This window comes from Sphingomonas sp. Leaf208, from assembly GCF_001421415.1.
GTDB lineage: Bacteria > Pseudomonadota > Alphaproteobacteria > Sphingomonadales > Sphingomonadaceae > Sphingomonas.
The window spans coordinates 464,694-488,128 of sequence record NZ_LMKH01000034.1; the positions used below are offsets into that span (position 1 = coordinate 464,694).

Below are 23,435 nucleotides of genomic sequence, written 5' to 3' on the forward strand. Positions count from 1 at the left end.
GAATATGCTGCGGCGCACCTAGAATTCAGAGCGCTCAGCCGCTGCGATCGCGGCCAGATCACCGTCGAACCCGGCGAGAAAGCTCGCGAAACCACCTGCCGGCACCTGATGCCGCTGGACGTGTCGCAGCACCGTCGCGAACGTCTCCAACCGCGCTGCCTCGAAATTTGCGCCAAACACAAGCGCGACGATCTGCGTCATCGCGTCCGTCCCACCCGGCATGCAGGCAGCAGAGAGTATCGCGCTGAAATCATCGTCGTCCTGCACGGTCGACACCGCAAGATCATGCGCCCGACCCAGCGTCCGGTGCAGCGCCGCACGACTACGCGCTTCGGCCGCACGGACCTGCGCTGCGCTCTCCCGCGCCATCGCCAGTTGCTCGCCGAGCCTTCCGACAAGCACATAGTCGGCGGGCAAGGGGTCATCCAGCACCAGCTCCTGCAAGGCCGCGGGCTCCGGCTCGGCAGGCATGACATCGAAGCCACCGCTCGGCCCATCCGCCCACACCTGCGCGGTCGTGCCCGAGCCGTGCGGAGTCGCGTGAACGGCAGCATCCAGCTCGGCAGACAGCGTCGCCTGAAGATCCGCGTCCGCGAGTTCCTTCCAGTTGATCACGCCGTAGATGAAATCGATCGTCACGCCCCTCGACGCAGACGGGCCAGACGCGAACGGCATCAGGATCCCGCGATACAGCGTTGTCCGCCCCCTGCTGCTGACGAATTCCGCCTCGAAGCCGATCGGCGCGCGATTGGCAATGATCTGTAGGTAATGATCGGTCAGCCGCGACAGCAGCGACCGGCTCGGGACGTCCGCGATCGTCGCGATCGGCCCCTCGAGCCCGCACTCCTCGCGCAGCGCCCGCCCGAGATACGCGATCTTCGGATCGCCCATGCCCTGACTGAAATCAAGCAGCACGCTGTGCGGCCCGAAATCGGTGATCGTCTCGGGCTCGAGGTTGGCAATCGAAGGATAGGGGCGGTCCTTCAGCAGCGACACCCAATGATTGTAGGCGCGCACGTGCATCCGCCGTTCGTCGCCCCCGAGATCGAACATCACGTCGTTGACGCCAGCATCGGTCGAATCGTGTGCGCTGGCGTCCGCGGTCGCCCGTGACGCATCCCGCGCTAGCGCCACGCTATCCGCGCCCATTGCGCGTCCATCCTGTACGCTGCGCGCCGTCGTCATGCCCAAAGATCCCCGTATCATCGTCGCACTTGTGCACCGCGCTTGGTAAACACAGAGTAAACTCGCAAACCGCTTGTCAGCCCGCAAAACCGCTGGTAGTTGCCGCCCCCTCGACCGGATACATCCGTCATCGGGCCGCTTTAGCTCAGCTGGTAGAGCATCGCATTCGTAATGCGGGGGTCACAGGTTCGAGTCCTGTAAGCGGCACCACCTACTTTATGGCACTTCCAGAAGGTGACATCGACCCTCGCGGTTTACGGGCCGTTCGGATGGCCGCCGTCTGGGTCCTGCTTGGGGCGCTTTGGGTAGGGAAGCCGCCCCGACCTTCGCTATCCCCATTCGAAAGCTGCCCGACCGGGCGTTCTCAGTTTCATCCGCGAAGCCCACCAGGAATAGCGCAACGCGGTGGCTGTTCGGAGGCAGTTGTGCGAGTGCGTACCACCGGCTTTTGATCGCCGTCGTCTACTACCGCCAGTAATGTATCTGAAACGACCGTTTGCGCCCCCGTCGCCCTACACGCGACCAGTCTTTTGTGGGTGCCCGATGCCAAGCGTTCTAATCGCTGGGTTTGGCGATCGACAGCAAAGCTAATGACATTCCACGTCGATTTGAAAGGCTGCTCCCCACATTTGGTGTGTGCACGGTGGCTCATCACCGTCGCCCAGCAGCCCTTACAATTGACGGGCGCCTTCGGACGGGAGAATAGAACGAAACGCTCTCAAGTGAGAAGCAGCCCTACACAAAATCTACCGCCTTAATATATCGCGCTCAACTCCTTTTTTCGAAGGAGGGCTAGAAAGTCAACGCGGTCCCAACGAACGAACCAATGGCGCTTTGCCAGGTCTTCAATCGCCGCTTGGGCTTCCTGTCGAGAAACTCGTGAGAGGCCGCACCGGCCTTGCAAGCGGTTAAACCATCCGGCCCGCTTCTCTATCGATATAAACGGGCAAACGAGCATGTCTAAGACAAGATGCGCGGATTGGGCATCGACTCTCGGCCCTAACTCGTTGCCTACTATGTCCTGCGCTCGCTTAAACAGCTTCGTAACCATGCCACGATGCTTTGACCTTCCGCCAAATAAGAATATAAAAGAGACGATCTCAAAATATTCAAACCGTTCGTATTCACTGCACAGTTGAACTATCAAGTCGTCAACAAGTGGTTCATCCTCTGCGATCTCTTTCATCGGCAGTAGGACATTAAGCACTTCTAGTGGGATCGCAGTGAGGTCTTTATGTCGCTCTTCGCGACCAATCGATCGGACTAGATCAATCGTCCAACGTACAACGCTTTCAGCCAAGAAAGGTAAGCGCTCCGGAAATTTGTCACGAAACAAGCGCGTAGCCGTAACGACAGCTCTCGCAACATAGAGGGACGCGCGGACTGTTGGATTCACTGTGTAGAAGAAATAGATCGTTTCAATCAGTAGCATCTGTACTGCAATGTACCGCTCCTCATCGACGTGCGGACCCTCATACGGTGAGGCGAAACCATCGCAAAGGTCGGTCACGCGCTTACTCGCAGCTGACACCACGTAGTCAGATATTGAGTCGTAGCCGGTTTCATGGACAGAGCAGATGGCTTTGACGCGCTTGATGAAGTCACGAATAAGGGCGTCAGACCGAAGTATCTTCTTTGGGTAGGCCGCTGGCTCGCCAAGGTCATTTGTTCGGTAGCAAATGATCTTATCGAAGAACAAGGAAACCGTATCGTTAGCATCAGATATAATCCGCGACCTCTTCGTAGAGAATGGTCTTTGAATTGTCTCTGTTTTACCCTCATTCACATGAAGATTAAACTTTGAAAGGCATGTCGCAATTGCCCCCGTAACCTTATCCGCATAGGCTGCGGTATGCGTAAATATATAGAAATCATCAACGTATCGACGAAATTCATAATCTTGTTTGTATATGACCTTACGGAACGTGAGTAGATCGATAATCTTTTTGTCTATCTCGGAAAATATAACCTCGGCAAAGATTCGGCTGACCTCAGGGCCAATACATATGCCGTTAGTTTCGTTATAGTTCATTGACTGCATCAGCTTATCGAACTCGTTGGCAAATCCGACAGAACCATTGCTCTCCTTCGCAGCATGAATACTATCAACGGCCCAATATAGCGTATGGGTGTATATGCTGTTAAAGCATTTACTGACATCGACAGATCTGAAGCTTGAAAATCTTTTTTCTAGGTGGAGGTAGTCATTAGAGTCGAAAAACTCATGAGCCCGACTGATCTTGTTGTACACAAAATATGACGCTGGATTTGAGACGGTGGTTGCTAGCGAAACAGTGTCAACTGAGGCAGCCTTATAGCGATTCTTTTCACTAGTTGGACCCTTTACAAAGAATGTGCCGCCTACTTTGCTAGGAGAGCGTAGCGAAGCGTCGCTCTTGGAGCAGAAGTGACAAATCAGCGAGTCGTACTTTGCGTAGAATTTTGCGACATCTTTTTGCGCGAGAGGGTGAAGCAGGCTTAGGCCGCGAGCCGATACAGCGTCCCGTAGCACACTGTATCGATAAGGCTTTGTATAGGCCTTGGCAGGCGTAAATATCGCGTCGATGAACCGTTTCGTGTTCAAATTATCATAGGTATGTGACGAGTTTGTGTAGAATCCATCGTTACTAAATATTATAGGAACCTCTTCGGGTAGGGTGTCGGTGATTACCGCGCGCATGTAATCCGAGCGGCGCACGTTCCCTTTGACGACAACTCGTTTACGCATGGAGCCAGCATCCGGTGAGATGCCGCAAGCGATCATCTTTAAAACTATAAAACCGACTATCGACGAAGCCAGTTTTGAAACCCATTCCTAGGAGAGATATTCTCTGGTCTTGGGTAAGCGTTGGTCTGATTCGGTTGTTTTTGTGAGTTGAGGTCACCGTGTTGATTAAGAATCTATCGAGCAGGTCCAAGGATTTCGCCGTTTCCGGATTGATGAGTGGGTAATTGAACCTGATACCAGCGTAACGAGTTTGCCCAGAAGTTTCATGATGATAGCCGAAATTGCTTGTAAGAATTTTGACGCGGTCAAGTAGGTCTGCAAATGAACCCCCTGAATTAAACGCCAGAAGTGCCTTGCATAGCCGACGTTTGAGACGTCCGACCTTCTTTTTTGACATGTCGACAAGGACATTGCGAGCGGAAGATCGGCCGTCATTCGTGATTTCATCTACTGTTATGTCGTAGCCAAGATATGTAATGCATTGACCGCCCGGCTTCGCTGCATTGTTGCTATACGGTTTGAATCCGAAGCCGTTGGTCTTGCTCCTATTAAACTCTAGTTCCTGCGGTAAAAACGATTTGGCTTCTTGAATGACTTCGTCAAACGGCATTTCCGGTGTCGACACAACAATTATATCGTCCACATACCTACTGTAGAACCTCACATCCTTTATCGCTGCCATATTCCGATCGAAGTCCCGTAACAGGTATTCCGAGAGGGTGGCACTTAGCCCTATCCCCCTTGGCAATCCCGAAATCTGCTTTTCTCTTAGAGCAGAAAAGAAGCACTTCAGTACTGATATAGACTGACGTGAAAACGCGGCATCGCTTTCTAAGCGTAGGAGAATATTGCTCGGATCAATACTTTCGTAAAAAGACCTTATATCAATCTTCGCAACGTTAAAGGGAACGCCTTCGGCGAGCAGATTGACCAGTGATTTCACGATTGATTGGCGATCAGATTGATGAACGCCCGTCACCCGTCGTACATTCTCCGCTACGTGGCGGATCAGCAGGGCTTCGGGTAATGAGGCATGGCGATAGATTGGTTTGCCCCCCAAATCATTCCGTCGGAGTGCGACCGTCTCGAACCCGTGCTCTGCAAGCCGGAGCGCTGCTTTCGTAATTGCTGGGCGATCGGCCTTGGTGGCAGTCCAAACCTTTGATTTGAAATCGCTCTTACGAAATTGTCGACTGATTGTTTTCGAGTGGATCGTGGAGTCGTACATTCGGTCGCCGCTCGGTCATAAACGCCTAAGCTACTGGCACGCCGAACGAAAGCAAGGACCTGCCGCGCAATGTTCGATTTCGATGCGGAGCAGCTAGTGACCCAGTTTATTGACCACTTTGCCGACTCATAACGGAAAACGTAATTCTGCGTCGTTCGACGGGCTCTCCCGATCATCGCGGCACTGAGTAGGGTCAAGAATGAACTCTGGACCCAAGACTGTAAACCTATCTGGTTCGAAGACGCGCAGATTCAGGTATCTTATATGGAAGCCCCACCCACCGGCGTTTCCAGCAACAGCTTCGGCTCGATCCCCAGCGCGTCCGCCAGTCGCCCCAGTGCACGCACAGACGGGTTCCTGATACCGCGTTCGAGATCGCTCACGTAGCTGCGTTCCATACCCGCATCGAGCGCCAGCCGCTCCTGCGACAGACCTTTCAGCTTCCGATGATGGCGCACGTTCGCGCCAAGGAGGGTATCAAATCGTTCTCACTACAATGCGGAGTCCCTCAGTTTGCTGATTTACGCTTTCCGAGATCGGGCGCGAGCCTTGGGTGGCTGTTTGGCCCGAGCTTTGCCCGGTGTAGGTGGTTTACTCACTGGGGGTTTCGGTTTCGTGGCCGATGCAGCAGGGGTGGGGGGTCGTTTCGGTACCGCAGCCGCGAGTTCCCGACGGACAGTTTTGATCACCGCGCCGATGCCCTCGGCGATATTCACGTAGGCAGCGTCGGAGCTTGACCACCGCTCAGGCTCGCGACCGTCGTCAGGTAACAACTTGAAACCGGCGGCGCGGGTATGCTTCCAGCCGCATGGCTTTACGACGACCCCTACTACGCGCAGCAGCTTGCGGGCGCGACGATCCATGGCTCGCCGATACTCGATGTTCCAACAATAGTTACTGTCGAGGTACGCAGGGCTAAACAGTGCTATGAAAATGTGAGCGTTCCGCAGTTCGCGAGCAATTGCAGGATCGAGTTGCGCTCCCGGCTCGATATTTTTGTCATACCAAACGGTAACGTCGTCGCGCTTCCATGGGGCTAGGTGAGTCTCGAGCTTTTCGCGCGCGGCTGCGTCCCTGTGAGAGTAGGAAACAAAGATGCGTATCTCCGGCGGCTTGGCCGGCTTCGCTGGACGATGCGCTGAGATTAACCGCTTACCTTTATCACCCGCTTTTGGAGAGGGAGCGGAGGTCTTTCGAGTACTAACTGCCATTTCATACATATAGCACACGCGGCACATTTGCCGAGGCACTGAACACCCGTCCGGCAAATCGCTCACCCGAGATCTCGAAAGCGAACGCGACATGCTCAACTACCGTGATCGCCGGGTTTTCAAAATACGCGGTAGACTGCGGCGTGTGCGCCCGTATCTCGGGAATACTCGAGCCCCCTGAGGTTCCCCTCCCTCACGTCGTACTTGAACTTCGGGCCAATCGCCTGCGCTTCCGTTCCACCGGGCCAGTCGATCCCAAACAACTGTTTCACCGTGTATTCCCCTGGTGTTGTCTGATTGATCTTCTTCTGGGCTTTGAGGAGCCAATCATTGCCGAGGCCCTGCCCACTTATATCCGCCATTCTTCGCCCCCTATTGACGTTGCTCAACTTCGTTAGTTGCCGACAGCAAAACGGCGGCGGGTACGCCCAGCGCATCCGCTAGCCTACCCAGAGCCCGCACTGACGGATTGCGCGTGCCCCGCTCCAGATCGCTGACGTAGCTGCGCTTCATCCCCGACTCTAGCGACAGCTCCTCCTGCGACATGCCGGCCAGCTTCCGATAGCGGCGTACGTTCGCGCCAAGGAGCTGCACCACATCCATGCGCTGACTTGGCCGCAGACGCATGTCCGCGTCTGTCCACCAGACGTGTCACTTTTACTTGCTTGGTCGACTTAGACCGGGAACCATCCACCTCAACAGGAGAAGCATCATGGAGTACGAGTACAAGGTCATCGACGTGGCAGACGGGGCAATAAGTTCCGTTTTGCTCGGCGAGGGCCGCATCGAGACAGCAGTCCTGCAAGCGTACATCAATGCCATGGCTTCCGAAGGATGGCGCATGGTGTTCATGGAGAAGGTCCAGCAACGCTACATGCTGACCAGCGATCGCGAGACGCTGATGGTCACCTTCGAACGTCGCGTCCCCGAAGATCAACGGGAGGCACGTGCTGCTCGCGTCATCGACGACGTTATCGCGGCAGAGGACGGGGCCAAGCGTACTGGTCGCCGGGCCGCCGCCGGGGCTGTTGGGCTTGGTCTCGGTGCAGCGGCGCTCAGCGCCTTCCTCTCCAACGATGACGATTAAGGAGAAACCTGATGGATATGCAGGAGCGCATTGCTGCGCGCCGTGCGGAGATCGAGCGCAACCGCTACGCAGAGGAGGCGGCGGCGCAGGCGATAGCCGACGGTAAGGACGAGGACGACCGCGTCCGCGAGCGGGCAGCAGAGGCGAGAGCAAAGGCTCGAAAGGCTGCAATTAAGGCCCGTGATGCGGAGCGGGCTGCATCGCCGGCTTCTCGCAAACCGGAAAATAAGGACGCAAATTCGATCATAGCGAAGTCTTCGAACAAGCAGTGGGAAACCGTAGATAAGTTGATCGTCGGCGTGCCGATCGTAGGTGGATTACTGCTGCTGTCGTCACATCCAATCTGGGCCGTAATACTGATCGTACTTGGCGGAATGCTTTACGTTGGTGCAAGAGCCAGTCATCGTGAGGCTACGCCGAAGCCAGATTCTGAACCAGCTGAAGCGGGCCCCAAGCCGAACGCGCTATGACATAAAATCGAACGACGTCTCACTCGGGCAATATTTAAGCCATAGCAAACGTTCTCGCGTTCGACTCCGCGGGGTTCGCAAATAAAGCGATGACATAACGTGAGCGTCACTTAGACGCCCGTTTTACCCTCCCCGGCGGCGCCTCTCGAAGCGCTCGTTTAACGAACACTACGAAAATCACCCCCAGGGCCTCTGCGACCAGTTCGCGGAGGCCTTTTTCATTGGAGTTCACCTCATGCTGTCACTGACCAACCGCGCCGCCGTCGAAGCGGCCATCAACGACGCCACCCGCGACCCCGCCCTGCGCGACCTGCTCGCCCTCCGCGCCCGGCACCTCGAAGACGACACCGAGCCGGACGTCGAACTCGGCGATCTGGCGCACTTCCATGCCGTCGAGCCGGGGGACGGAATGAAAGAGGTAAAGGAGGCCCTGGGCTTCGCCGTCGACATCAACTTCGTGGATGAACGCCGCTTCGGTGATCCCGACTTCGTCCCTTCGTGGGAGTGGATCGAGCACCACGGCGAATGGTTTGAACTGGCGTTCGTGCTGTCCGATTCAGGCTTCGGGCACGTACTTTTCATACCCGATCAGCAAGGCATCGATCAGTGCCTTCTCGACCTGTGCCGGAGCCACCTGACGCCCGCCTAATCGATGCCCCTTACCCAAATGACCGCACCGTCCAAGCAACTCGCTTCGGACGGCATTTTTATGTCTGGAAGGAAAACACCCATGCTGTTTCTAAACGATCGCGCCGCTATGGCACATGCGCTGACGCTCGACCTCGACCCAACCCTCCTTGCTCTGCTGCGCCGCCGCATCGGCGATCTTGGATATCTGATCGACGTGACCGAAATCTTGGTCATCGTCGCGGGCGACGCCGAGTCCGACATCATCCGGCAAGTCGGTTTCACCCCGCTCGTTGAACCCACTGACGAAGTCCGGTTCGATGCGCCTGGCTTCGCCCCCTTCTGGGATCATCTGGTGAATCACGGGGGCTGGTTCGAGCTGTCGATCAGTTTTGGCTCCGCCTTCGCCTACGTCCTCTTCATAAGCGATACCGACGGCGTTCTCCCCGACCTGCTCACTCTCTGCCGCCATTACGCGGCCTGACCTACCTCCAAGGAGAACATATCATGAACACAACTTTAAAACTGCTAACGGCACTTGTGATACTCGCAATCGCTCAGACCCTGACAACCGCCTTGGGCATCGTTCTTTTGATGTTGGCGCTAATGGCCGCGATTACCCATCCGCGTGAGACGCTCGGCTTCGCGTTTTGCTCTGGCATGCTAATGCTCGCGCTCAACGCTCCTGCCGTTTGCGCCGCCGCGCTGGGGGCGATCGGGGTGACTGTCGCAATAATAAATCGAGTAAAGCCGCCGCGGGAGACGCCGCTACCGCTTCCTTACATGGTCACGCTCGGCGATCGAACGTGACGTCGTCATGATTACCTACGCTGCGCAGTCTCGCTGCATGTTTTGAGTTGCGCGGCCTGTCGCTCCACAGCACGGCTAGGACTTCAGGGGGGCCGGGGAACCGAGATGTACAACACGGTGGAGAATCCTAAACTCCTGGAGTGGATGATGCGTACCTTCAAGCTGGCTGAGCAACAGGAGGGTAACGACGACCAGCTTTTTGGACCATACCAGATCAAACGCCGACCTCTTCACGTGCGATACCGTCCAGCCGCAGACGTTTGGGAGATCGTCGAGAATATTGACGACTATTTTGCGGCCTATCCCGCGCGACGAGATGAGGTTGTCCGCTTGGCTGACGAACACCGCGGGGTCATGGGACGGGCCGAATTCGTACGCTTCTTAATTCAAGCTGCCATCACCACGGGCATCAATCGGCGTACGGGCATTATCGAGACAGTGGAGTTAGGGGCGAACAGAGCGGCGGTACAGCGCTCTATCGATACCGGTGCGGACTACTCATCGATTCCTACCGAAATTGACGAGGCGTTCGTCGCCGCGACACTTGACGCGGGCCGGGGAACCCGACGGGGACGCGGGCTCTGGTGGGTGGACAGCGACAAGACCTACCACCTTTACTTATCAGCGAAGGTAGTGCGATCAGAACTCAACTTAACTTCAAAATATTCCCGCCCAACTTATGGCAGCAACTCTGACTTATAATATCGTGTAAATACAATGGATTAGACCCCTGTCGATTAATAGCTAGGCGCAAACACTAACGCGCTCAGCAGAGACGCCTGCGCATCCGGCTAAACGGCCGCTGCGTAGGAAAACCGGAATGTCCGGTGGAAGGCTCGTCAAACAGCATTCGCCCATCTGAGCACAGCTAAGGCCCGCTCGGCAGGGATGCCCGTTACCCGCCTAACATCCAGCAAACCTCCAAACCGCAAAACCTGCTTCTGCGGGCTCAAAACGCGCGTCGTCTCGCGAGAGCACGGCGGGCACACCGTACCAAGGCACACGTATGACAATATCAGCTAACGACATAACTTTTCTGAACGCCCCGCCCCCCGCAAATTTGGGGCGCGAGGCATTGGGGGCGCCTTGCTCCGACAAGGTCGATCTGTCCCAACTCAACTATGGGGCTGAAACCGCACCTGATGTGCTAATATCAGCCATTGATAACTCCAAGGGGGGCGAAGGGGGCACCGTAGACGAGCCCTCTCAGCCCCCTTCGAACGCGGTGTTCCTCAAGATCGTCATGGGTGACGTGGCCGAGGGCGCCGCTGCGGCGGTCTGCTCTAAGCCGGGCGACCCGACCTCAGGAGGTTGGGCGGCCGAAGCGGCCGGCGACGTCGATCGGCAATGCCCTATCGACAGGAACAACTATTTGAACTGCGCGAGCTTCGTTCCCGGCGAGGGCGACGCATTCCAAGCGCGGAAGGAGACGATCAGCGGCTTTCACTTCCTACTGCTCGACGACGTCGGGACGAAGGTCGATCGGGAGAAGCTGGCGAACGCTCTGCCGACGTGGGAGATCGAGACTAGCCCGGGAAACAGCCAGCTCGGCTTCCGTCTAGAACCGCCCATCCGCGATCTTGCCACGGTCAAACACCTTCAGGATGCAGTGATGGCAGCGAGCCTGTGCGATACGGGAGCCGGCGGCGCAAGTCGCTGGGCAAGGCTGCCAAACGCCATCAACGGAAAGGTGAAATACCGGGATGAAGGTGGGCAGCCGTTCCTATGCCGGCTGATCCGGTGGAACCCTGACGCGGCCTACTCCGTCCAAGGTTTAACTGACGCGCTTGGGCTGACGTTGCAGCCGCCGGCTGCGGCTATCCCGAACATGGTTCAGTCCGCTGCCCCAAAAACGATCCAATCGGCGGTGACCGGCAGCGACGTGTTCAAGCCGGCACCGAGCGAGAACCCAGTTGTCACGGCCTTGAAAGAGCGCGGCCTGTACAAGCGGCAGATTGGAGCCGGCAAGCACGACGTGACGTGCCCGTGGGTGAGCGAGCATACGGACGGCATCGACGGCGGCTCGGCATATTTCGAACCGGACGCCGACCGACCGATTGGCGGCTTCTGCTGCCAGCACTCGCACGGCGACCGTTATCGCATCGGTCAGCTGATCGAGTTTCTTGGCGTTCAGTCTGAGCAAGCGCGCGGGAAAGCCCGTATCGACGTCATGCCCGGAGAAATGAATCGGGTGCGCCGCGTCGCTGAATTGACGCTTTCGTTGCGTGGCGGCTATTACCAATCAGGCGGCGCAATCGTTGTTGTGCGGAACGATCCAGCAACGGGCGACGTCACTACCGAACTCCTCGGTGAAGCCGCGTTGACGGCGGCGCTCTCCGATGCGGCGGACTGGTATCGTTACGACGGTCGAGCTCAGAAATCCGTTCGTATCGACCCTCCAGCGCGCAATGTTCAGACGTTGCTGAAAGCGGCGCAATACGATTACCTGCCGGTGCTGAGCAGGCTCGCTCGACAGCCGTTCTTCCGCGACGGCACGGGCGAGTTCGTTTCGAAGCCCGGCTACGATGCCGCATCGCGATGCTACGCCGCGTTCGATGCCGGTAAGTTCGAGACGCGCAACCAAACCGAGGAAGATGCACGGCGGGCGTTGGCGAAGCTTGGGGAGCTGGTCGGTGAGTTTCGTTTTGCGACGGACACGGATCGATCTGCCGCTATCTCAGCCATGCTCACCGGCGCCGTCCGATCGGCGTTGCCCACCGCACCTGCGTTCAACATTACGGCGTCGACGCCGGGGAGCGGCAAGAGTTACCTCGCCGCAACCATCACTCCGTTCGCCGGGCCTGGAGCAGCGCTGAAGCTGCCCTATCCCACGACGAAGGAGGAGGCCGGCAAGGTGATGCTATCCACATTCCTTGGCGCTCCGGCGGCGGTCGTGTTCGACGACATGCAGGGTCCTTGGTTCCCATACGGTCCGATGAACAGTGCGCTCACCAGTGACATGATCGCAGGACGACTTTTGGGGGTTAGCCGCAACGTTTCGGCCAGCACGCGCAGCTTAATCGTTGGCACGGGCAACAACGTTCGGCCACTCGGCGACATGACGCGGCGGGTGCTTACGATCCGACTCCACCACCGCACCGCTACTCCGGCACTCGTGCGATACGACGGGCAGCCTGCGGTCAAGGTTGCCAGACGGCGGGAGGAGTATGTCGCTGCTGCTCTGACGATCGTAGCGGCATGGAAGGGCGCCGGATCGCCAAGAACGGACGTCCCGAACATCGGCAGCTTCGAGCAGTGGAGCGACCTGTGCCGGCAGCCGCTGCTATGGCTCGGTTTGCCAGATCCAGCAGCGAGCATCATCGAGCAGCTACACCACAATCCCGACCAGGACGCTTTCCGTGACCTCCTCAAGGCGTGGCATGCTGAGATCGGCGAGCGGGCGATTATGCTGCGCGACGTGCTATTGGTAGCTGGCGATAAGCCAGACCTACACGAAGCGTTGCTTGAGCTACCGGTGGTCGAACGCGAGGTCGTCAACCGTAGCCGCCTTGGCCAGTACCTCAGTCGCAACGCCAACCGAATCGTCGATGGGCTTGAGTTGCAGGAAGCGCCGTGTTCGCGGCGTAATGCTTGGCGTGTGGTGCGCATCGAGGCCGAAGAGGCCTAATCCGAGCCGCCAACCCTCTGTGCCGGTGCGATCGGCATGGCGGGGCGTGAATAATATCACCTTAGCTCGCGTTCGACGGTGATGTTCAACCGCAGGTGATCCGCGAGCCGAGCTCCGCTCAGGCGTAGTCAAACCTCGGGTCGGCGTAGCTGAAGGTGGCAGAGGGGGCAGCGCCTCCTCCGCCCCCTACGATACCGGGGTGCCGCAAAACACGCGCAGACCGCGCGGACCGCGTCGATAACCGGCCCGGAATCGCAACTGGCCCAACACTGTCCTTCTAAGCCCCGCCGAGCACCAAGCCGGCGGCACGGATGCCGACCTCATCTCGCCGCCGCCGTGCGCTCCCTCGGGCCGCTCTGGCGACGCGCGCCAATCCAAATTAAGGAGAATGTTCGTGAAAGTAAAGCTAGACCATACTGTCGCCTTAACTGCGCAGTGCCCTGATGGTAAAAAGAAGCTAGAGCTATTCGATTCGGCTATTACCGGGTTCACCCTAGAATGTCGGTCAACCGGTGGTAAAACGTACTATCTGCGTTACGATTGGGAAGGGAGACAAAAGCAATATAAGATCGGACGTTACGAGGATATCACGTTTGCGACTGCTAAGAAGATAGCACAACGCCTTCGGTCCGAAGTGACCGTTGGAAAAGATCCATCCGCGGCAAAGGCCGCTGCAAAAATGGTTCCGCTTTACTGCGAGCTATCAGCAATGCATTTAGCTGATGCGGAACTACATCAGCGGTCATACTCAACGACTGAGATGTATGTCCGACGGCACATTATCCCAAAATGGGGGAAGGTCCGACTGACTGACATTGATGGCCGCGCGGTGGCCCACTGGCTTGCAGCGAAGCGCGATGAAGGTCTGGCGCCTGCGACGGTGATCAAGATTAAGGCGATCTTCGGCCGGTCCTTCGAACTCGGCATGCGCTGGGGCATCGCAGGGTGCGACAAGAACCCCGTCCGCGGGGTGCAGAGCAAACCCCTTAACAACGCTCGCGAGCGCTTCCTAACGACCGAGGAGGCCAAGCGCCTGCTCGCGGCGGCGGCGAAATCCCGCAACCCTCAGCTTGCGTCGGTGGTCGGCTTGCTCCTGCTCACCGGCATGCGCGTGTCGGAACTGCTATCGACGCGATGGGAGAACGTGAAGGTTGATCGGCGCAGCCTGTACATACCGACCTCAAAAACGGGGCGGTCGCGGCACGTCCCGCTGGCTCAGGCCGCTGTCGACATAATCGAACGGCTGCCGCGCGCAGAGGGTGCGGTGTTCCTCTTCCCGAGCCCTAAGGACCCCGAGAAGCACCTTACGACGATCAAGCATGGCTGGCAGACCGCGCGGGATACTGCCGACCTACCGGGACTCCGGATCCACGACCTCCGCCATTCGGCGGCATCCTTCATGGTCAACTCCGGGGTCGATCTCTTCGCCGTGGGGAAGGTCCTGGGTCATGCGAACGTCGCCAGCTCTGCCCGGTACTCGCACCTCGCGAATGACACGTTGCTCGCTGCCGTCGAGGCGGGCGCTGCCAAGCAGGCTCAGTCTGCCTAACCTCAACTCCGCTCCGTGCGCTGGCTTCGGCTGGTTCGTGGGGCGGGGTGCTTCTTTATTTTTTTCGGAGTCACACCATGAACAGTCCTATCAACCCCGCCGATAACTTCCCCGTAACCACCCCCTCAGCGGAAATAGATGGCATCGGACGCATGCTAGACGGCTGCGGCACCGACAACCGAAACGACCTGCTCATCATCGCGATCGAGGCTTTACTCGAGAGCGGCAAATACACCGGTCGAGATATCGTCAGCGCGGCGGTTGCCCTCGGCTTTAAGGCTAGCCACGCCGGAGCAATCTTAAATGCGAACCGGGGTGGCAACCCTGCCCGTCATCGGTGGCAGCGCGGCGTTGAGGGGGTCTACTACCTTCACCCAGTGAAGATGGCGGCCTAAGCCCTCTGCATATCCTGCGGGTCGGTTTCGATCGGCTCGCGGGGCAGTAAATACGGCGATCAACTTGCAGCTAGACGTTGACTCGATCGAACGAGTGTTCCACCTTTGTTCTCATGGAACATGCACCCGAGTCGATGCGCAACGGCGCTGAACCGCTGTCTCAGACCCACCATCTGATTGCGGAAATCTTGCCCGAGCTGCGGCCAGCCGAGATGCAGACTGTCTACTTCCAGTGCATGGAGGACGGACCCGAAAGCCTGCTGGCGCCGATTGAGGCTGAGTTCGCGAGACGCGGCCTGTCGCCCCATGCGATGACGTTCAACTGATGGCGAGCTTGATCACCGCCGAACGGATGCGGGCCTGATCGAGCAGGCTCCCGGCTGGGCCCTCGTGGCGCTTCCGGTGCCGCGAGAGCGGTTGCGGACTGATGCACGACGTGAGGTTGCCCACTATGTCTATCGCGCTCTCTACCAGCCTCTGGATGTCGAGACGGGGCAGCTTCCTCTACCGCTACGATCCTGAAGCCGAACGACGCTTCCTTTACCTTAGGTGGTCGAGGATGCCCCGGGACGCTGGTAGAATGAGTGTATCTCGACCCGCGACTGCGTCGACTACGCTGCAACGCGTTCGTGACTGTTCCCCTTATTCGGCATCACCTTCTTATGGCACTTTCACTCGGGAACAGCGGCTGAGGTTGCAAGGCCTTTTCCGGCGGGTAGCGGCTTTGAGCGCTTTGCGTAGAGAAGCCAGTTGCGCAAATTCGACGCTCAGTTCTCTTCGGACGAACGCCCAATGATCGCGGTAGCGAAGAAAGCCAGCGTTTCCTGGAACTAAGCTTCTGTTTCGAGGTTAACCGGGCTTCCGCTGTTGAGTGGATACGAATAATTCGGCGTTGCGCAGCGTGGGTCAAGGATCGATACGATGAATCAGGCAGACCCCAGCATGTTCACCAGCCAGCTTGAGGCTATGATTGCATTTGCGGACGCTCACGAAGAGTTTGTCCTTGGCGCTTGGCTTTCGCAGGCGCTCAGTCGCATTAATGTTATCAACGGGACGTCACAGGGATGCTCTTCCGCTATTGAATAGGATCTAATCGCAACCCTAAACCAGCGAGAGAACATGAATAGCAATGAGGAAGCCGCACAGTTAGACAGCGCAATACTGGAATCTAAATTCCGTGACTCTTGCATAGTGTTCGGATAAGTCCGTTTCGTCTCTGAACCGGCTTCGATGTGCAACGTCGAGGCGTATGAGGCAATTCCTGTCAAGAGGGCGACGGCGGCAATGACGGCGCCGCCCGAGCGAACGGACAGTCGCTTTACGGGTATTCACCGGCTGCCCTCTGGTCGCGCAACACTTGTCGAGCTAAACGGATAAATGCTCATTTACCATTCTCTGACCCTTGTCCTTGCGTCCATGGTCGCCGCAGCGAGTGCGCAAGTTGTCGTTCCAGGTCGTTGGGATGTCACGTCGACCGTCGTTGAACTCTCTGTTCCGGGTGTGCCCGGCTTCCTCGTTCGGATGATGCGCGGCAAGTCGAAGGCAGAGCACAAACGCGTGGCGATGGGGCAGGGTATTGAGCAGCTTTTACTACCTGATCAGAAAGCGCAGTGTCGTGTTGAGAGCCAGCATGTAGCGGATGGTCGCTATGCCCAGATGTTGAGTTGTCCGCAAAAACGCGGCGAGCCGCTGCATATCGTGCGAACGGGAACCTACGATCGCTCTGGCTTCATGGGCGACGCGATTGTAACGGGCGTTACGCCGAAAGGGGCGATGAAGATCGTTTTGAAGCAACGCGCCGCCCGCATCGGTGACTAGGCGCTCGTGCTCGGGAACACCGCAAATGGTCGAGGCGAAGGTGCCACGCGCGCTGCGTCGTCAAAGCACGGGCACTCAAGGACCAGTTGCCCTCAGTCGAACATAGAAAGACCGTCTGGGATAGCGCGCAACGCGGTTGCCCTAACGAGACACCCGTAAAGATGAGCTCCCAGCAGGGTTTGATCTCCGTCGTCGGCAACGGCCAAAGCTTCGCCGATTATGGCAATCAACCGTTCTAGGTGCTGTGCGGTAGTTTCGCCCTCGATCACAGCTTCATGGCCTTGATCATCTCGGCATACAAAGCGGCACAACCTAGGTGCGCGATGCGAGCGGAAATGTCGTCGCAGATTGCTGCTTGCTCCCGCGCTTTCATCTCATTCCGAACAAGGTCGTCGAGGCTATCCGGTTTGTCCACAGCGTGGCTCCCACTAAGCGGGAGCGCTCCAGCGTCTCTCAGTCGCCGCCATGCCGTTGGCGAGTCGCGGCGATATCTGAGAGTATAACGTTACGGCTGCAGATGATATCGACAAGAACGACCTGACCCACGAATCTTCTGGCTAGGACGGCATGCTAATAGCGGGGTGATAGTACATCGCGCTAATTTTTCCCGCCGCGTTCAGAGCCAGGAAGAAATCAATTTTCGCGGTGGCAAAGGTGATGCGGAATAGATAGCCGCCGGGGGGATCGCCGAGATAGGTGACGGACTGCGGGGTGCCCAGCTTGATGATCATATCGCCGCCCTCCGGATGGTCGCGCACGGCCTTTCCGACTTCCGTCGTGAGTATGCTGTAGTCCATTTTGGCGCCCGGCGCGGCGCTCTTCAACAGAGTTTGAACGTGCTTTTCCGCCAAGGTTGCCCCGGCGGTCATCGAAGGCGCCGCTTGTTGGGCCGCGGCAAATTGAATCGCGAAAGTCGGAAGTGCGACAGTGCTCAACGCGGCGGCGGCGAGACGGATTTTCATGAGAAGGCTCCAAATCGAAAGAAGAGGAACGCCATACTGAACCGCGATACAGTTCGACCGCTGATGAAAACGATGTCGGTCTCGATATTCGCCGTTGCCAAACGATAACAGACAAACCGCTGCTGATCGAGAGGAACAATTGGAGGTACGGCAGCAGGCGGCACCCGCTATTTTATGACGTTCCCGCAATCGAACCGCGGCGGCTCAACCTGGAAGGCTGTTCGCTGGGTACCCCGTTTTAGGCACTGTTTTGGGCGCTGTGGGGGTGTGGATCGGCGCCGAAGGCGGGGCCCCGCCTCTGACGGACCCAATCACCTCGGATGTCCTGGGAAGATGGGTTTATGATGGAGTCCCGATGGACGCTAACTGGAGGCCGTGAACCTGATAATGAGAAGTAAGCTCAATGGTTCAAGTAAGACCTGCCGGGTCAAACTCTGATGCCGGTCGAGATCGCTTCTTCTGGATTGAGGCCAAGGCCTAATGCCGCCGCGTATAGCCGGACGGTGTACCCAGACCGTGCGGATTTCGCCCCACCGGCTTCACGAGCGGCGAAGCTGTTCTGGCCCTTGGCGTAATGCAGAGCGCGAGAACGTCGAAAGGCTATCGTTGTACGGGCAGGGAGGCCTTGGTGCTTTCGGCTTGTCGAGAAGGGGCCCTGCTTTCGGCGCTGATTCACATTCTCAGCTGACAAGCAATCGTTTAGCCCCTGGCAGCTGCAGCTTTAACCCAGCGTTGTAAATTCGCTGTGTAAGGCCATCGCCGTGAACAACGCTGAATCGCGTTAGGAATGCATATTAATCGGTTCGTCGCGCCGTTGATTCGCCCTGTCGATGCGTCAAAAATACTTAACTTTTCATTAACCATTTTCCGGTGGTTGTCAGGTTCGTCGTTTCCCAGCGACGCAATGGAGACGGACGTGCCGACTGACGCAAATCTCGAAATGGAATGTGATAGGGTACGGCGTATCGTCGCAGGATTGAACGATGAGCTTTCTCGCCAACTACTCGGCGCATATGCGGCCGATCTAAGGGACGCGCAGCAGAAGCAAAGGCTTGTTGAACGGGAATTGGATCTTCTACGTTCCGTTGGGCGTTCGCCAGCTCGCAGGAGGCGTTAATTCGTCGTTTACCCTTTCCCGGCAAGACAGGGGTGGGGGACACAGTATGCGATACAGAATTTATGAGTTGGGCAGTCGGGGCGAAATTGTATGTGGCGCGGACCTCTCCGCAACGTACGACGAGCAATCAATTAATGAGGCTGCCGAGCACCCAAACCGGTACGGACTTGAGATCTGGCAGGGGAACCGCAAGGTCGCGGTTATAAGTCCGCCCTTGAACCGTTCAGGAGGCTTCTTGGGAACCTCCACGGCCTACACCCTGACGTCGTCCCGTGGCCGAATGTCTCGCGCCCATTCCTGAAGAGCGGCACCTTAAAGCCGTAGTGCCCGCTGACGTCGGCTAGCGGTCTACGGGCGGCCGATGCGGTAAAGGAACCTCCGGACACCTTTCGGTGTTGTCTAAAAACATCGTCTGCTCTTCCAAAATGCTGGCGCAGTACGCAGCCCATTCAGCGCAACGCGTTCTTTGCGTTGCCCGGCAGCTAGCCCGCTAGTTGTTCGCTTCGGTACCGTGGATTGGTCACTCAGAAGCTGGGTTTGCAATGATGTCGGCCACGGCAGCAACCCGGTGCAAGTCATCAACACCATCGCTCAATTCGTCGATGCCACTAAACGATCACAGCACGTATCTTGCAGTTTCGTTGCCCGGGGTAGTGGCTACTTTTCCTTATTTCAGAAATATCTCGTGATCGGTCATCATATCTCAAGGTTTCGTCGCTGAATCTCAGCGAGCAAATGATCGACAAAAGGGTTCCGCTCCTCACTAGCCATCTGCTGGTACGCCTCCAGCAGACTCTGGTCATCGAGGAACTCGATCACGTCGGGATGCAGCGGCGCCATTGTCATGCATCGAGACTATGCGCGCTTCCACGATCCGAGCAAACGATATGTATGGACGAACTCTCACCCTGACTGTGACGTCGGCATCAGGTGGTGCGGCACTGTGCAGCCACGTCGGACGGCTTCACGGATATCTTCACTTGCCGTTTGATCGTCCCGTAACATTCATCAAGGAATGCCGGAAGGAACCCAGATAACACCGATGGTATGCGTTATTTCTTTCACACAGCGGACGGGTCACGCGACCGCGATATGGAGGGCACCGAGCTGCCAGATCATCGTGCGGCACGCATTGAGGCTACCAAGTTCGCCGGCGCCTGCATGAATGATAACCCTAACGAGTTGTGGGAGACCGGCGACTTCCGGATCGAGGTGACCGACGAACGTGACACACTGCTTTTTGCGATTATATAGATCGCCGTGGCCGCCCCGATGACCGGAGAGGTCCGCTAATGCCTCGCAACCCAAGCAAGCGGATCCATGGCCAAGACGTTCGCACGAGCAGGTAGTAACGAGCATTGAATGCCGGGCTTCGCCGGTTGATCTTCGCAAGAAACGCGTCGCTGTCCCATCTGCTTATCAAGAATGGCCGATACTTAGGAACTCGACCCGCTCGGCTTGCTCCGCGAGTTCATTCAACTTGACTGCAGACGCCAAAAGCGAGGCCTTGAGGTTCGCTAGCTGAGTGCCTTCCGCTGCTGCGCGATCATTTGCCGCACGATTGCCTAAATCTTTTCTCAACGCGCTTATGCTCGCGGCCTACTCCTCAGGTCCACTTCTGGACGTGTCGAGGTCAATGTCCTCGCCCGGATTGCCGCCACCTGCGCTCGAACCGCTACCGTGAACTTCCCCGGTCTTGTTATCGATGTACGCCCGCTTGCCCGCCTCGGGTGGGATATCTCGACCGTCAGCCGGTTCGGCTGCGTCAGCCCCAGGTGCACCATCCCGGTTCTGAAGATGTCGTTCGGCAGCATGGTTCGCGCTATCGTACTCATCGCCGGAGTAGCCTTTACCTTGACCGAACCCGTCTGCGGTACGGTCTGCCGACCCCGATTTCACTCGTACATTATCGCTAGGCTTCGGCGTGCTGTCTTCCGTCATGGCAACCTCCAAATCTCGTAGGCGACCAACGCGCGACCGACGGAAAGCTCCACAAAAAGATGAAGGGTTTGTAAGTTGACCGACGCTGCCATCGGCATAGCATCAATTTCGCCCATGAGGGGCAAGGAGACTCGCCACATGCGCACTATGTTGTTCGCTGCCGCCTCGCTGTCGTTGCTTATCGGTGCGCCGTCGATGGCTGCCCCATGCAAGGACGCCAAGGGCCGCTTCGCCAAGTGCCCTAAGGCGCCAACCAAGACTGTCCGGTGCAAAAGCGCGAATGGCAAGTTCGCGAAGTGCGGCACGGCTGGAGCCAAGCCTGTCTGAACAAACCGGCGCGGATCGATATGCCCGCGCCGGTTCTATTACTTCTTTATAGTGACTGGCGCCGCTACCGGGACAACGGCGGCGGGAGCTACGACCATCGGCGCGGCTGCCCCAGAGAATGCAACCGACACATCCTCGTCGATGAATGCAGTGACAGGCGTACCCAGCGGTATGTTCGCGCTGGTTCCAGTCATAAAGAACCCTGCGATCGGGATGACGACGAGCGACCCGACCACGGCTGCGGTTCCCGTGGTGCCCTTATCGTCCAGTTGGCCGGACATCCGGATTTGTCGACCGTTGGCGCGAACGTAGAGCACACGACCGTTGATACGGCCCGACTTGCCCCACATGCCCTTGTTGCGGACCTCAGTGACTTCGCCGGTCGCAGGGCTGCCTGCCGGTATCACCACGTTGCCGTCGATCATGACATTCTCAGCCGTCTCAAGCTGGAAACGTTGCCCAACCTTCAGTTTCTTGCCGAGCGTGGTCAGCGGTTCGCTCATCTTGAGCGGAACCGAGGTGCCAGCGCGTAACGTGCCAGAGGTCGTCGCTGCGGTGGTCACCGGCGCTGTCTGCGCCTGGATCGCAGGCGCAGACATTATAAGCGCGCATGCGAATGCGCCAATTGTAAATTTCATTTAAATAACCCCTCGTGATTCGGCCTCCCCAGGCCGACAGACAAACCGAAGTCTTTCTAGTTTAAGGGGTCAACCTAAACCCGACCGAGTCTGGTTATTTGTATTTAAAAGACGCTTTCCGCCGGCAAGCATAGATCAACTCCGCCGCCGTCACGGAGCACAACGGAACAAATCACTTCCCCAGGATTTCAACCTGACTAGTTCATAACGAACGACAGGGGATCGAGAAATGAAGAAGGCATTAGTTCTCGCGATGGCGGCAGGGCTAGTCTCCCTGTCGGCGTGCAACTCCAGCCCACGTGAACAGGCAGCCGACAACATCGAGTCCAACACGGAAGCCGTCGCAGACAATCTGGAAGATGCTGCAGACAACGTCAGCAACGACGCCGCCGAAGCAAGCCTTGAGAACAAGGCTGACGCCGTCCGTGCGACCGGTCAGAATCAAGCGGACGATATGCGGACGAACGATCCCGACACGAACCTGTCGAACGGCATCTAGTTTCACGAGACAGGACGAGCCGCTCCCAAGCACAGCTCGATCTGGAAGGGCGCCTGAGGAAACTTAGGCGCCCTTTTCGTGTGACCTATTCCGGAAAACGGCTTGCGGGGACCGATCTAACGCAGAGTTTAGGAAAGTCGGCTTTTACTGGTGGTTAGTGTAATACTAGCCCACCCCGCCACCTTGGCACGAGGCTGTTCAGCCAGACGAGACTTATTAGGAAAACGAATGAACGGCTATGTGGAGTTTCAAAGTCCAGAGGGAGAACCGATCGTCGTCAATGCCGATCGCGTAAACTTCGTTCGCCGGTTCAGAGGCGGGAATGATGCCAGCGCCGTAAACTTCGAGAAGGGCAGCTACGTCGTTGTCAGGGGAGGCTTGGCGTCGGTAATGAAAGCGCTTGAGGAGGGATAGCACAGGCGTCCAATGATGACCTTTGAGTAGGTTATAATTGATTCACTTTGGGACTGACGTTGCGCTTGATCCTTGCCCGACGCCCGATCTTCAGTGAGGTGATGCGCAGAGCTAGCCAATCCAAGACGGTCGAGCTCGGCATCCCGCCCGCGGCATCGATGGTGTCACACGGAGCGGGCGGGGTGTTTCACCGAAAATTAGGATGTTTGTTTTAGACAAAGTGATGAAGCCTCCGCTTCCAGTGTTGAGTATCCTTAGCGCCTCGCTTGTTTCAATCACACGGACACGCGGGGCGCTTATTTGACTTGGCGGGCCCCGAAGCTAGCGAGACGTGGATAGTCCTCGAAAGCGGGACCCCGGTCAAGAAAGGCAACCCCCTTTACTCGTTCGGAAAGTATGAGTTTTGAATGGGCCCCGATCGGCGCGTATCAAGCCCCTGACCAATTAATCTTAGGTGGCGTTTCAAGACGTTGCTAAAATCTACCGGGGTCGCACTTTCGACGCTAGACCTAAGTAATTAATGTTTTGCCTTCGCCCAGCATTTGCAGGCCCAAGTTTCGCGCTAATCCGATTCCAAACGCGTTTCGGCAGGAGCCTTGAGCAACGCTCGCAGCTGCCTTTGCAGCGCCATACTGCTCAGATGCGACCTGACATGGTCGAAACCCTCGCGCGACAACTGCAAGCGAATGTCAGTGATAGTGCGCGCTTTACCGCCCCGCGCGATCTCGAATGCTCGTTCTATGATCGCCATACGTGGCATTACCACGAGTAGCGAGCGATGAAGACCGTTTCCTTGCGATA

The 23,435-nt window shown here is 57.4% G+C and carries 26 protein-coding genes, 1 tRNA gene and 1 pseudogene; 17 read left to right on the top strand and 11 right to left on the bottom strand.

The genetic code is table 11. The features are described from left to right. Positions 1–18: 18 nt before the first annotated feature. Positions 19–1,185, bottom strand: a complete 1,167-nt coding sequence (locus ASE69_RS14895; RefSeq protein ID WP_056488175.1) for a hypothetical protein — start codon at positions 1,183–1,185, stop codon at positions 19–21. 134 nt (positions 1,186–1,319) lie between these two features. On the opposite strand from ASE69_RS14895, the gene ASE69_RS14900 reads away from it, so the two are divergent. Continuing rightward, positions 1,320–1,395: transfer RNA gene (locus ASE69_RS14900), tRNA-Thr, on the top strand. Between the two features lie 544 nt (positions 1,396–1,939). On the opposite strand, the gene drt3b is transcribed toward ASE69_RS14900, so the two are convergent. The 6 genes from drt3b to ASE69_RS14920 form a co-directional block, all read right to left on the bottom strand. Then, positions 1,940–3,949 carry an antiviral reverse transcriptase Drt3b gene (drt3b, locus tag ASE69_RS14905; protein WP_082453137.1) on the bottom strand — a complete coding sequence of 670 codons (2,010 nt, stop codon included), beginning with the start codon at positions 3,947–3,949 and terminating at the stop codon, positions 1,940–1,942. Beyond that, entirely contained in the window at positions 3,906–5,141 is a 1,236-nt protein-coding gene (gene drt3a, locus ASE69_RS21530) for an antiviral reverse transcriptase Drt3a (protein WP_082453138.1), read from the bottom strand. The genes drt3b and drt3a overlap by 44 nt, the downstream gene beginning before the upstream one ends. A 260-nt stretch (positions 5,142–5,401) precedes the next feature. Then, positions 5,402–5,599, bottom strand: a complete 198-nt coding sequence (locus tag ASE69_RS14910; protein WP_056488181.1) for a helix-turn-helix domain-containing protein — start codon at positions 5,597–5,599, stop codon at positions 5,402–5,404. A 63-nt stretch (positions 5,600–5,662) separates the two neighbouring features. Continuing rightward, positions 5,663–6,445 carry a toll/interleukin-1 receptor domain-containing protein gene (locus tag ASE69_RS23505; protein ID WP_414883189.1) on the bottom strand — a complete coding sequence of 261 codons (783 nt, stop codon included), beginning with the start codon at positions 6,443–6,445 and terminating at the stop codon, positions 5,663–5,665. A 26-nt stretch (positions 6,446–6,471) separates the two neighbouring features. Continuing rightward, complete coding sequence (locus ASE69_RS14915; RefSeq protein ID WP_056488184.1) at positions 6,472–6,714, bottom strand: hypothetical protein; 243 nt, start codon at positions 6,712–6,714, stop codon at positions 6,472–6,474. A gap of 10 nt (positions 6,715–6,724) precedes the next feature. Further along, the gene (locus ASE69_RS14920) at positions 6,725–6,955 is read right to left on the bottom strand and encodes a helix-turn-helix domain-containing protein (protein ID WP_056488187.1); all 231 of its coding nucleotides are present in this window, start codon (positions 6,953–6,955) and stop codon (positions 6,725–6,727) included. A gap of 109 nt (positions 6,956–7,064) precedes the next feature. Between ASE69_RS14920 and ASE69_RS14925 the strand changes: the two genes are divergently transcribed. The 13 genes and pseudogenes from ASE69_RS14925 (at position 7,065) to ASE69_RS14975 (ending at position 16,736) form a co-directional block, all read left to right on the top strand. Then, positions 7,065–7,439, top strand: coding sequence for a DUF4177 domain-containing protein (locus ASE69_RS14925; RefSeq protein WP_056488384.1), 375 nt, complete (start codon positions 7,065–7,067; stop codon positions 7,437–7,439). Between the two features lie 11 nt (positions 7,440–7,450). Beyond that, positions 7,451–7,909: a hypothetical protein gene (locus tag ASE69_RS14930; protein WP_056488190.1), complete on the top strand. Its 459-nt coding sequence runs from the start codon at positions 7,451–7,453 to the stop codon at positions 7,907–7,909. A gap of 235 nt (positions 7,910–8,144) precedes the next feature. After that, a complete protein-coding gene (locus ASE69_RS14935; RefSeq protein ID WP_056488192.1) occupies positions 8,145–8,558 on the top strand; it encodes a hypothetical protein in 414 nt (137 codons plus the stop codon). An 18-nt stretch (positions 8,559–8,576) separates the two neighbouring features. Further along, the gene (locus ASE69_RS14940) at positions 8,577–9,020 is read left to right on the top strand and encodes a hypothetical protein (RefSeq protein WP_156362344.1); all 444 of its coding nucleotides are present in this window, start codon (positions 8,577–8,579) and stop codon (positions 9,018–9,020) included. Positions 9,021–9,043: 23 nt separating this feature from the next. Then, on the top strand, positions 9,044–9,346 hold the full coding sequence (locus ASE69_RS14945) for a hypothetical protein (RefSeq protein WP_056488196.1): 303 nt from the start codon (positions 9,044–9,046) through the stop codon (positions 9,344–9,346). A 105-nt stretch (positions 9,347–9,451) separates the two neighbouring features. Next, positions 9,452–10,048: a hypothetical protein gene (locus ASE69_RS14950; RefSeq protein ID WP_056488200.1), complete on the top strand. Its 597-nt coding sequence runs from the start codon at positions 9,452–9,454 to the stop codon at positions 10,046–10,048. A gap of 304 nt (positions 10,049–10,352) precedes the next feature. Continuing rightward, positions 10,353–12,974, top strand: coding sequence for a hypothetical protein (locus ASE69_RS14955; protein WP_156362345.1), 2,622 nt, complete (start codon positions 10,353–10,355; stop codon positions 12,972–12,974). A 388-nt stretch (positions 12,975–13,362) separates the two neighbouring features. Continuing rightward, positions 13,363–13,635, top strand: a pseudogene (locus ASE69_RS23510) (Arm DNA-binding domain-containing protein); the annotation flags it as partial. 168 nt (positions 13,636–13,803) lie between these two features. Beyond that, positions 13,804–14,523, top strand: coding sequence for a tyrosine-type recombinase/integrase (locus ASE69_RS23035; protein WP_056488205.1), 720 nt, complete (start codon positions 13,804–13,806; stop codon positions 14,521–14,523). Between the two features lie 77 nt (positions 14,524–14,600). Further along, positions 14,601–14,918: a hypothetical protein gene (locus ASE69_RS14965; protein ID WP_156362346.1), complete on the top strand. Its 318-nt coding sequence runs from the start codon at positions 14,601–14,603 to the stop codon at positions 14,916–14,918. Positions 14,919–15,031: 113 nt separating this feature from the next. Beyond that, the gene (locus tag ASE69_RS14970) at positions 15,032–15,244 is read left to right on the top strand and encodes a hypothetical protein (RefSeq protein WP_056488210.1); all 213 of its coding nucleotides are present in this window, start codon (positions 15,032–15,034) and stop codon (positions 15,242–15,244) included. 37 nt (positions 15,245–15,281) lie between these two features. Then, positions 15,282–15,440, top strand: a complete 159-nt coding sequence (locus tag ASE69_RS23515; RefSeq protein WP_414883206.1) for a DUF6771 family protein — start codon at positions 15,282–15,284, stop codon at positions 15,438–15,440. Between the two features lie 855 nt (positions 15,441–16,295). Further along, complete coding sequence (locus ASE69_RS14975; RefSeq protein WP_082453140.1) at positions 16,296–16,736, top strand: DUF3617 domain-containing protein; 441 nt, start codon at positions 16,296–16,298, stop codon at positions 16,734–16,736. Positions 16,737–17,001: 265 nt separating this feature from the next. Here the strand turns inward: ASE69_RS14975 and ASE69_RS22160 are convergent, their stop codons facing one another. The 3 genes from ASE69_RS22160 to ASE69_RS22165 form a co-directional block, all read right to left on the bottom strand. Continuing rightward, positions 17,002–17,151, bottom strand: a complete 150-nt coding sequence (locus tag ASE69_RS22160) for a hypothetical protein (RefSeq protein WP_156362347.1) — start codon at positions 17,149–17,151, stop codon at positions 17,002–17,004. 142 nt (positions 17,152–17,293) lie between these two features. Continuing rightward, the gene (locus ASE69_RS14980; protein WP_056488213.1) at positions 17,294–17,698 is read right to left on the bottom strand and encodes a hypothetical protein; all 405 of its coding nucleotides are present in this window, start codon (positions 17,696–17,698) and stop codon (positions 17,294–17,296) included. Positions 17,699–19,511: 1,813 nt separating this feature from the next. Next, the gene (locus ASE69_RS22165; RefSeq protein WP_156362348.1) at positions 19,512–19,655 is read right to left on the bottom strand and encodes a hypothetical protein; all 144 of its coding nucleotides are present in this window, start codon (positions 19,653–19,655) and stop codon (positions 19,512–19,514) included. A 207-nt stretch (positions 19,656–19,862) separates the two neighbouring features. On the opposite strand from ASE69_RS22165, the gene ASE69_RS14985 reads away from it, so the two are divergent. After that, complete coding sequence (locus ASE69_RS14985; RefSeq protein ID WP_056488216.1) at positions 19,863–20,069, top strand: DUF6894 family protein; 207 nt, start codon at positions 19,863–19,865, stop codon at positions 20,067–20,069. Positions 20,070–21,121: 1,052 nt separating this feature from the next. Here the strand turns inward: ASE69_RS14985 and ASE69_RS14995 are convergent. Then, positions 21,122–21,721 carry a hypothetical protein gene (locus ASE69_RS14995; RefSeq protein WP_056488222.1) on the bottom strand — a complete coding sequence of 200 codons (600 nt, stop codon included), beginning with the start codon at positions 21,719–21,721 and terminating at the stop codon, positions 21,122–21,124. Positions 21,722–21,950: 229 nt separating this feature from the next. Here ASE69_RS14995 and ASE69_RS15000 point away from each other — a divergent pair, with 229 nt between their 5' ends. Both ASE69_RS15000 and ASE69_RS15005 read left to right on the top strand, forming a co-directional pair. Continuing rightward, the gene (locus ASE69_RS15000) at positions 21,951–22,220 is read left to right on the top strand and encodes a hypothetical protein (RefSeq protein WP_056488224.1); all 270 of its coding nucleotides are present in this window, start codon (positions 21,951–21,953) and stop codon (positions 22,218–22,220) included. A 228-nt stretch (positions 22,221–22,448) separates the two neighbouring features. Then, on the top strand, positions 22,449–22,634 hold the full coding sequence (locus tag ASE69_RS15005; RefSeq protein WP_056488226.1) for a hypothetical protein: 186 nt from the start codon (positions 22,449–22,451) through the stop codon (positions 22,632–22,634). The last annotated feature ends 801 nt before the right edge of the window (positions 22,635–23,435 follow it).

Bases quoted from the DNA above. Each gene is read 5' to 3' on its own strand.
- ASE69_RS14965 (WP_156362346.1), top strand. From the start codon at position 14,601: ATGAACAGTCCTATCAACCCCGCCGATAACTTCCCCGTAACCACCCCC.
- ASE69_RS14895 (WP_056488175.1), bottom strand. From the start codon at position 1,185: ATGACGACGGCGCGCAGCGTACAGGATGGACGCGCAATGGGCGCGGAT.
- drt3b (WP_082453137.1), bottom strand. From the start codon at position 3,949: ATGATCGCTTGCGGCATCTCACCGGATGCTGGCTCCATGCGTAAACGA.
- ASE69_RS14925 (WP_056488384.1), top strand. From the start codon at position 7,065: ATGGAGTACGAGTACAAGGTCATCGACGTGGCAGACGGGGCAATAAGT.
- ASE69_RS14930 (WP_056488190.1), top strand. From the start codon at position 7,451: ATGGATATGCAGGAGCGCATTGCTGCGCGCCGTGCGGAGATCGAGCGC.
- ASE69_RS14940 (WP_156362344.1), top strand. From the start codon at position 8,577: ATGACCGCACCGTCCAAGCAACTCGCTTCGGACGGCATTTTTATGTCT.
- ASE69_RS15005 (WP_056488226.1), top strand. From the start codon at position 22,449: ATGAACGGCTATGTGGAGTTTCAAAGTCCAGAGGGAGAACCGATCGTC.
- ASE69_RS14915 (WP_056488184.1), bottom strand. From the start codon at position 6,714: ATGGCGGATATAAGTGGGCAGGGCCTCGGCAATGATTGGCTCCTCAAA.
- ASE69_RS14945 (WP_056488196.1), top strand. From the start codon at position 9,044: ATGAACACAACTTTAAAACTGCTAACGGCACTTGTGATACTCGCAATC.
- ASE69_RS14980 (WP_056488213.1), bottom strand. From the start codon at position 17,698: ATGAAAATCCGTCTCGCCGCCGCCGCGTTGAGCACTGTCGCACTTCCG.
- ASE69_RS14995 (WP_056488222.1), bottom strand. From the start codon at position 21,721: ATGAAATTTACAATTGGCGCATTCGCATGCGCGCTTATAATGTCTGCG.
- drt3a (WP_082453138.1), bottom strand. From the start codon at position 5,141: ATGTACGACTCCACGATCCACTCGAAAACAATCAGTCGACAATTTCGT.
- ASE69_RS14975 (WP_082453140.1), top strand. From the start codon at position 16,296: ATGCTCATTTACCATTCTCTGACCCTTGTCCTTGCGTCCATGGTCGCC.
- ASE69_RS14920 (WP_056488187.1), bottom strand. From the start codon at position 6,955: ATGGATGTGGTGCAGCTCCTTGGCGCGAACGTACGCCGCTATCGGAAG.
- ASE69_RS14985 (WP_056488216.1), top strand. From the start codon at position 19,863: ATGCGTTATTTCTTTCACACAGCGGACGGGTCACGCGACCGCGATATG.
- ASE69_RS14955 (WP_156362345.1), top strand. From the start codon at position 10,353: ATGACAATATCAGCTAACGACATAACTTTTCTGAACGCCCCGCCCCCC.
- ASE69_RS14970 (WP_056488210.1), top strand. From the start codon at position 15,032: ATGGAACATGCACCCGAGTCGATGCGCAACGGCGCTGAACCGCTGTCT.
- ASE69_RS15000 (WP_056488224.1), top strand. From the start codon at position 21,951: ATGAAGAAGGCATTAGTTCTCGCGATGGCGGCAGGGCTAGTCTCCCTG.
- ASE69_RS22165 (WP_156362348.1), bottom strand. From the start codon at position 19,655: ATGGCGCCGCTGCATCCCGACGTGATCGAGTTCCTCGATGACCAGAGT.
- ASE69_RS14935 (WP_056488192.1), top strand. From the start codon at position 8,145: ATGCTGTCACTGACCAACCGCGCCGCCGTCGAAGCGGCCATCAACGAC.
- ASE69_RS14950 (WP_056488200.1), top strand. From the start codon at position 9,452: ATGTACAACACGGTGGAGAATCCTAAACTCCTGGAGTGGATGATGCGT.
- ASE69_RS23505 (WP_414883189.1), bottom strand. From the start codon at position 6,445: ATGTCGCGTTCGCTTTCGAGATCTCGGGTGAGCGATTTGCCGGACGGG.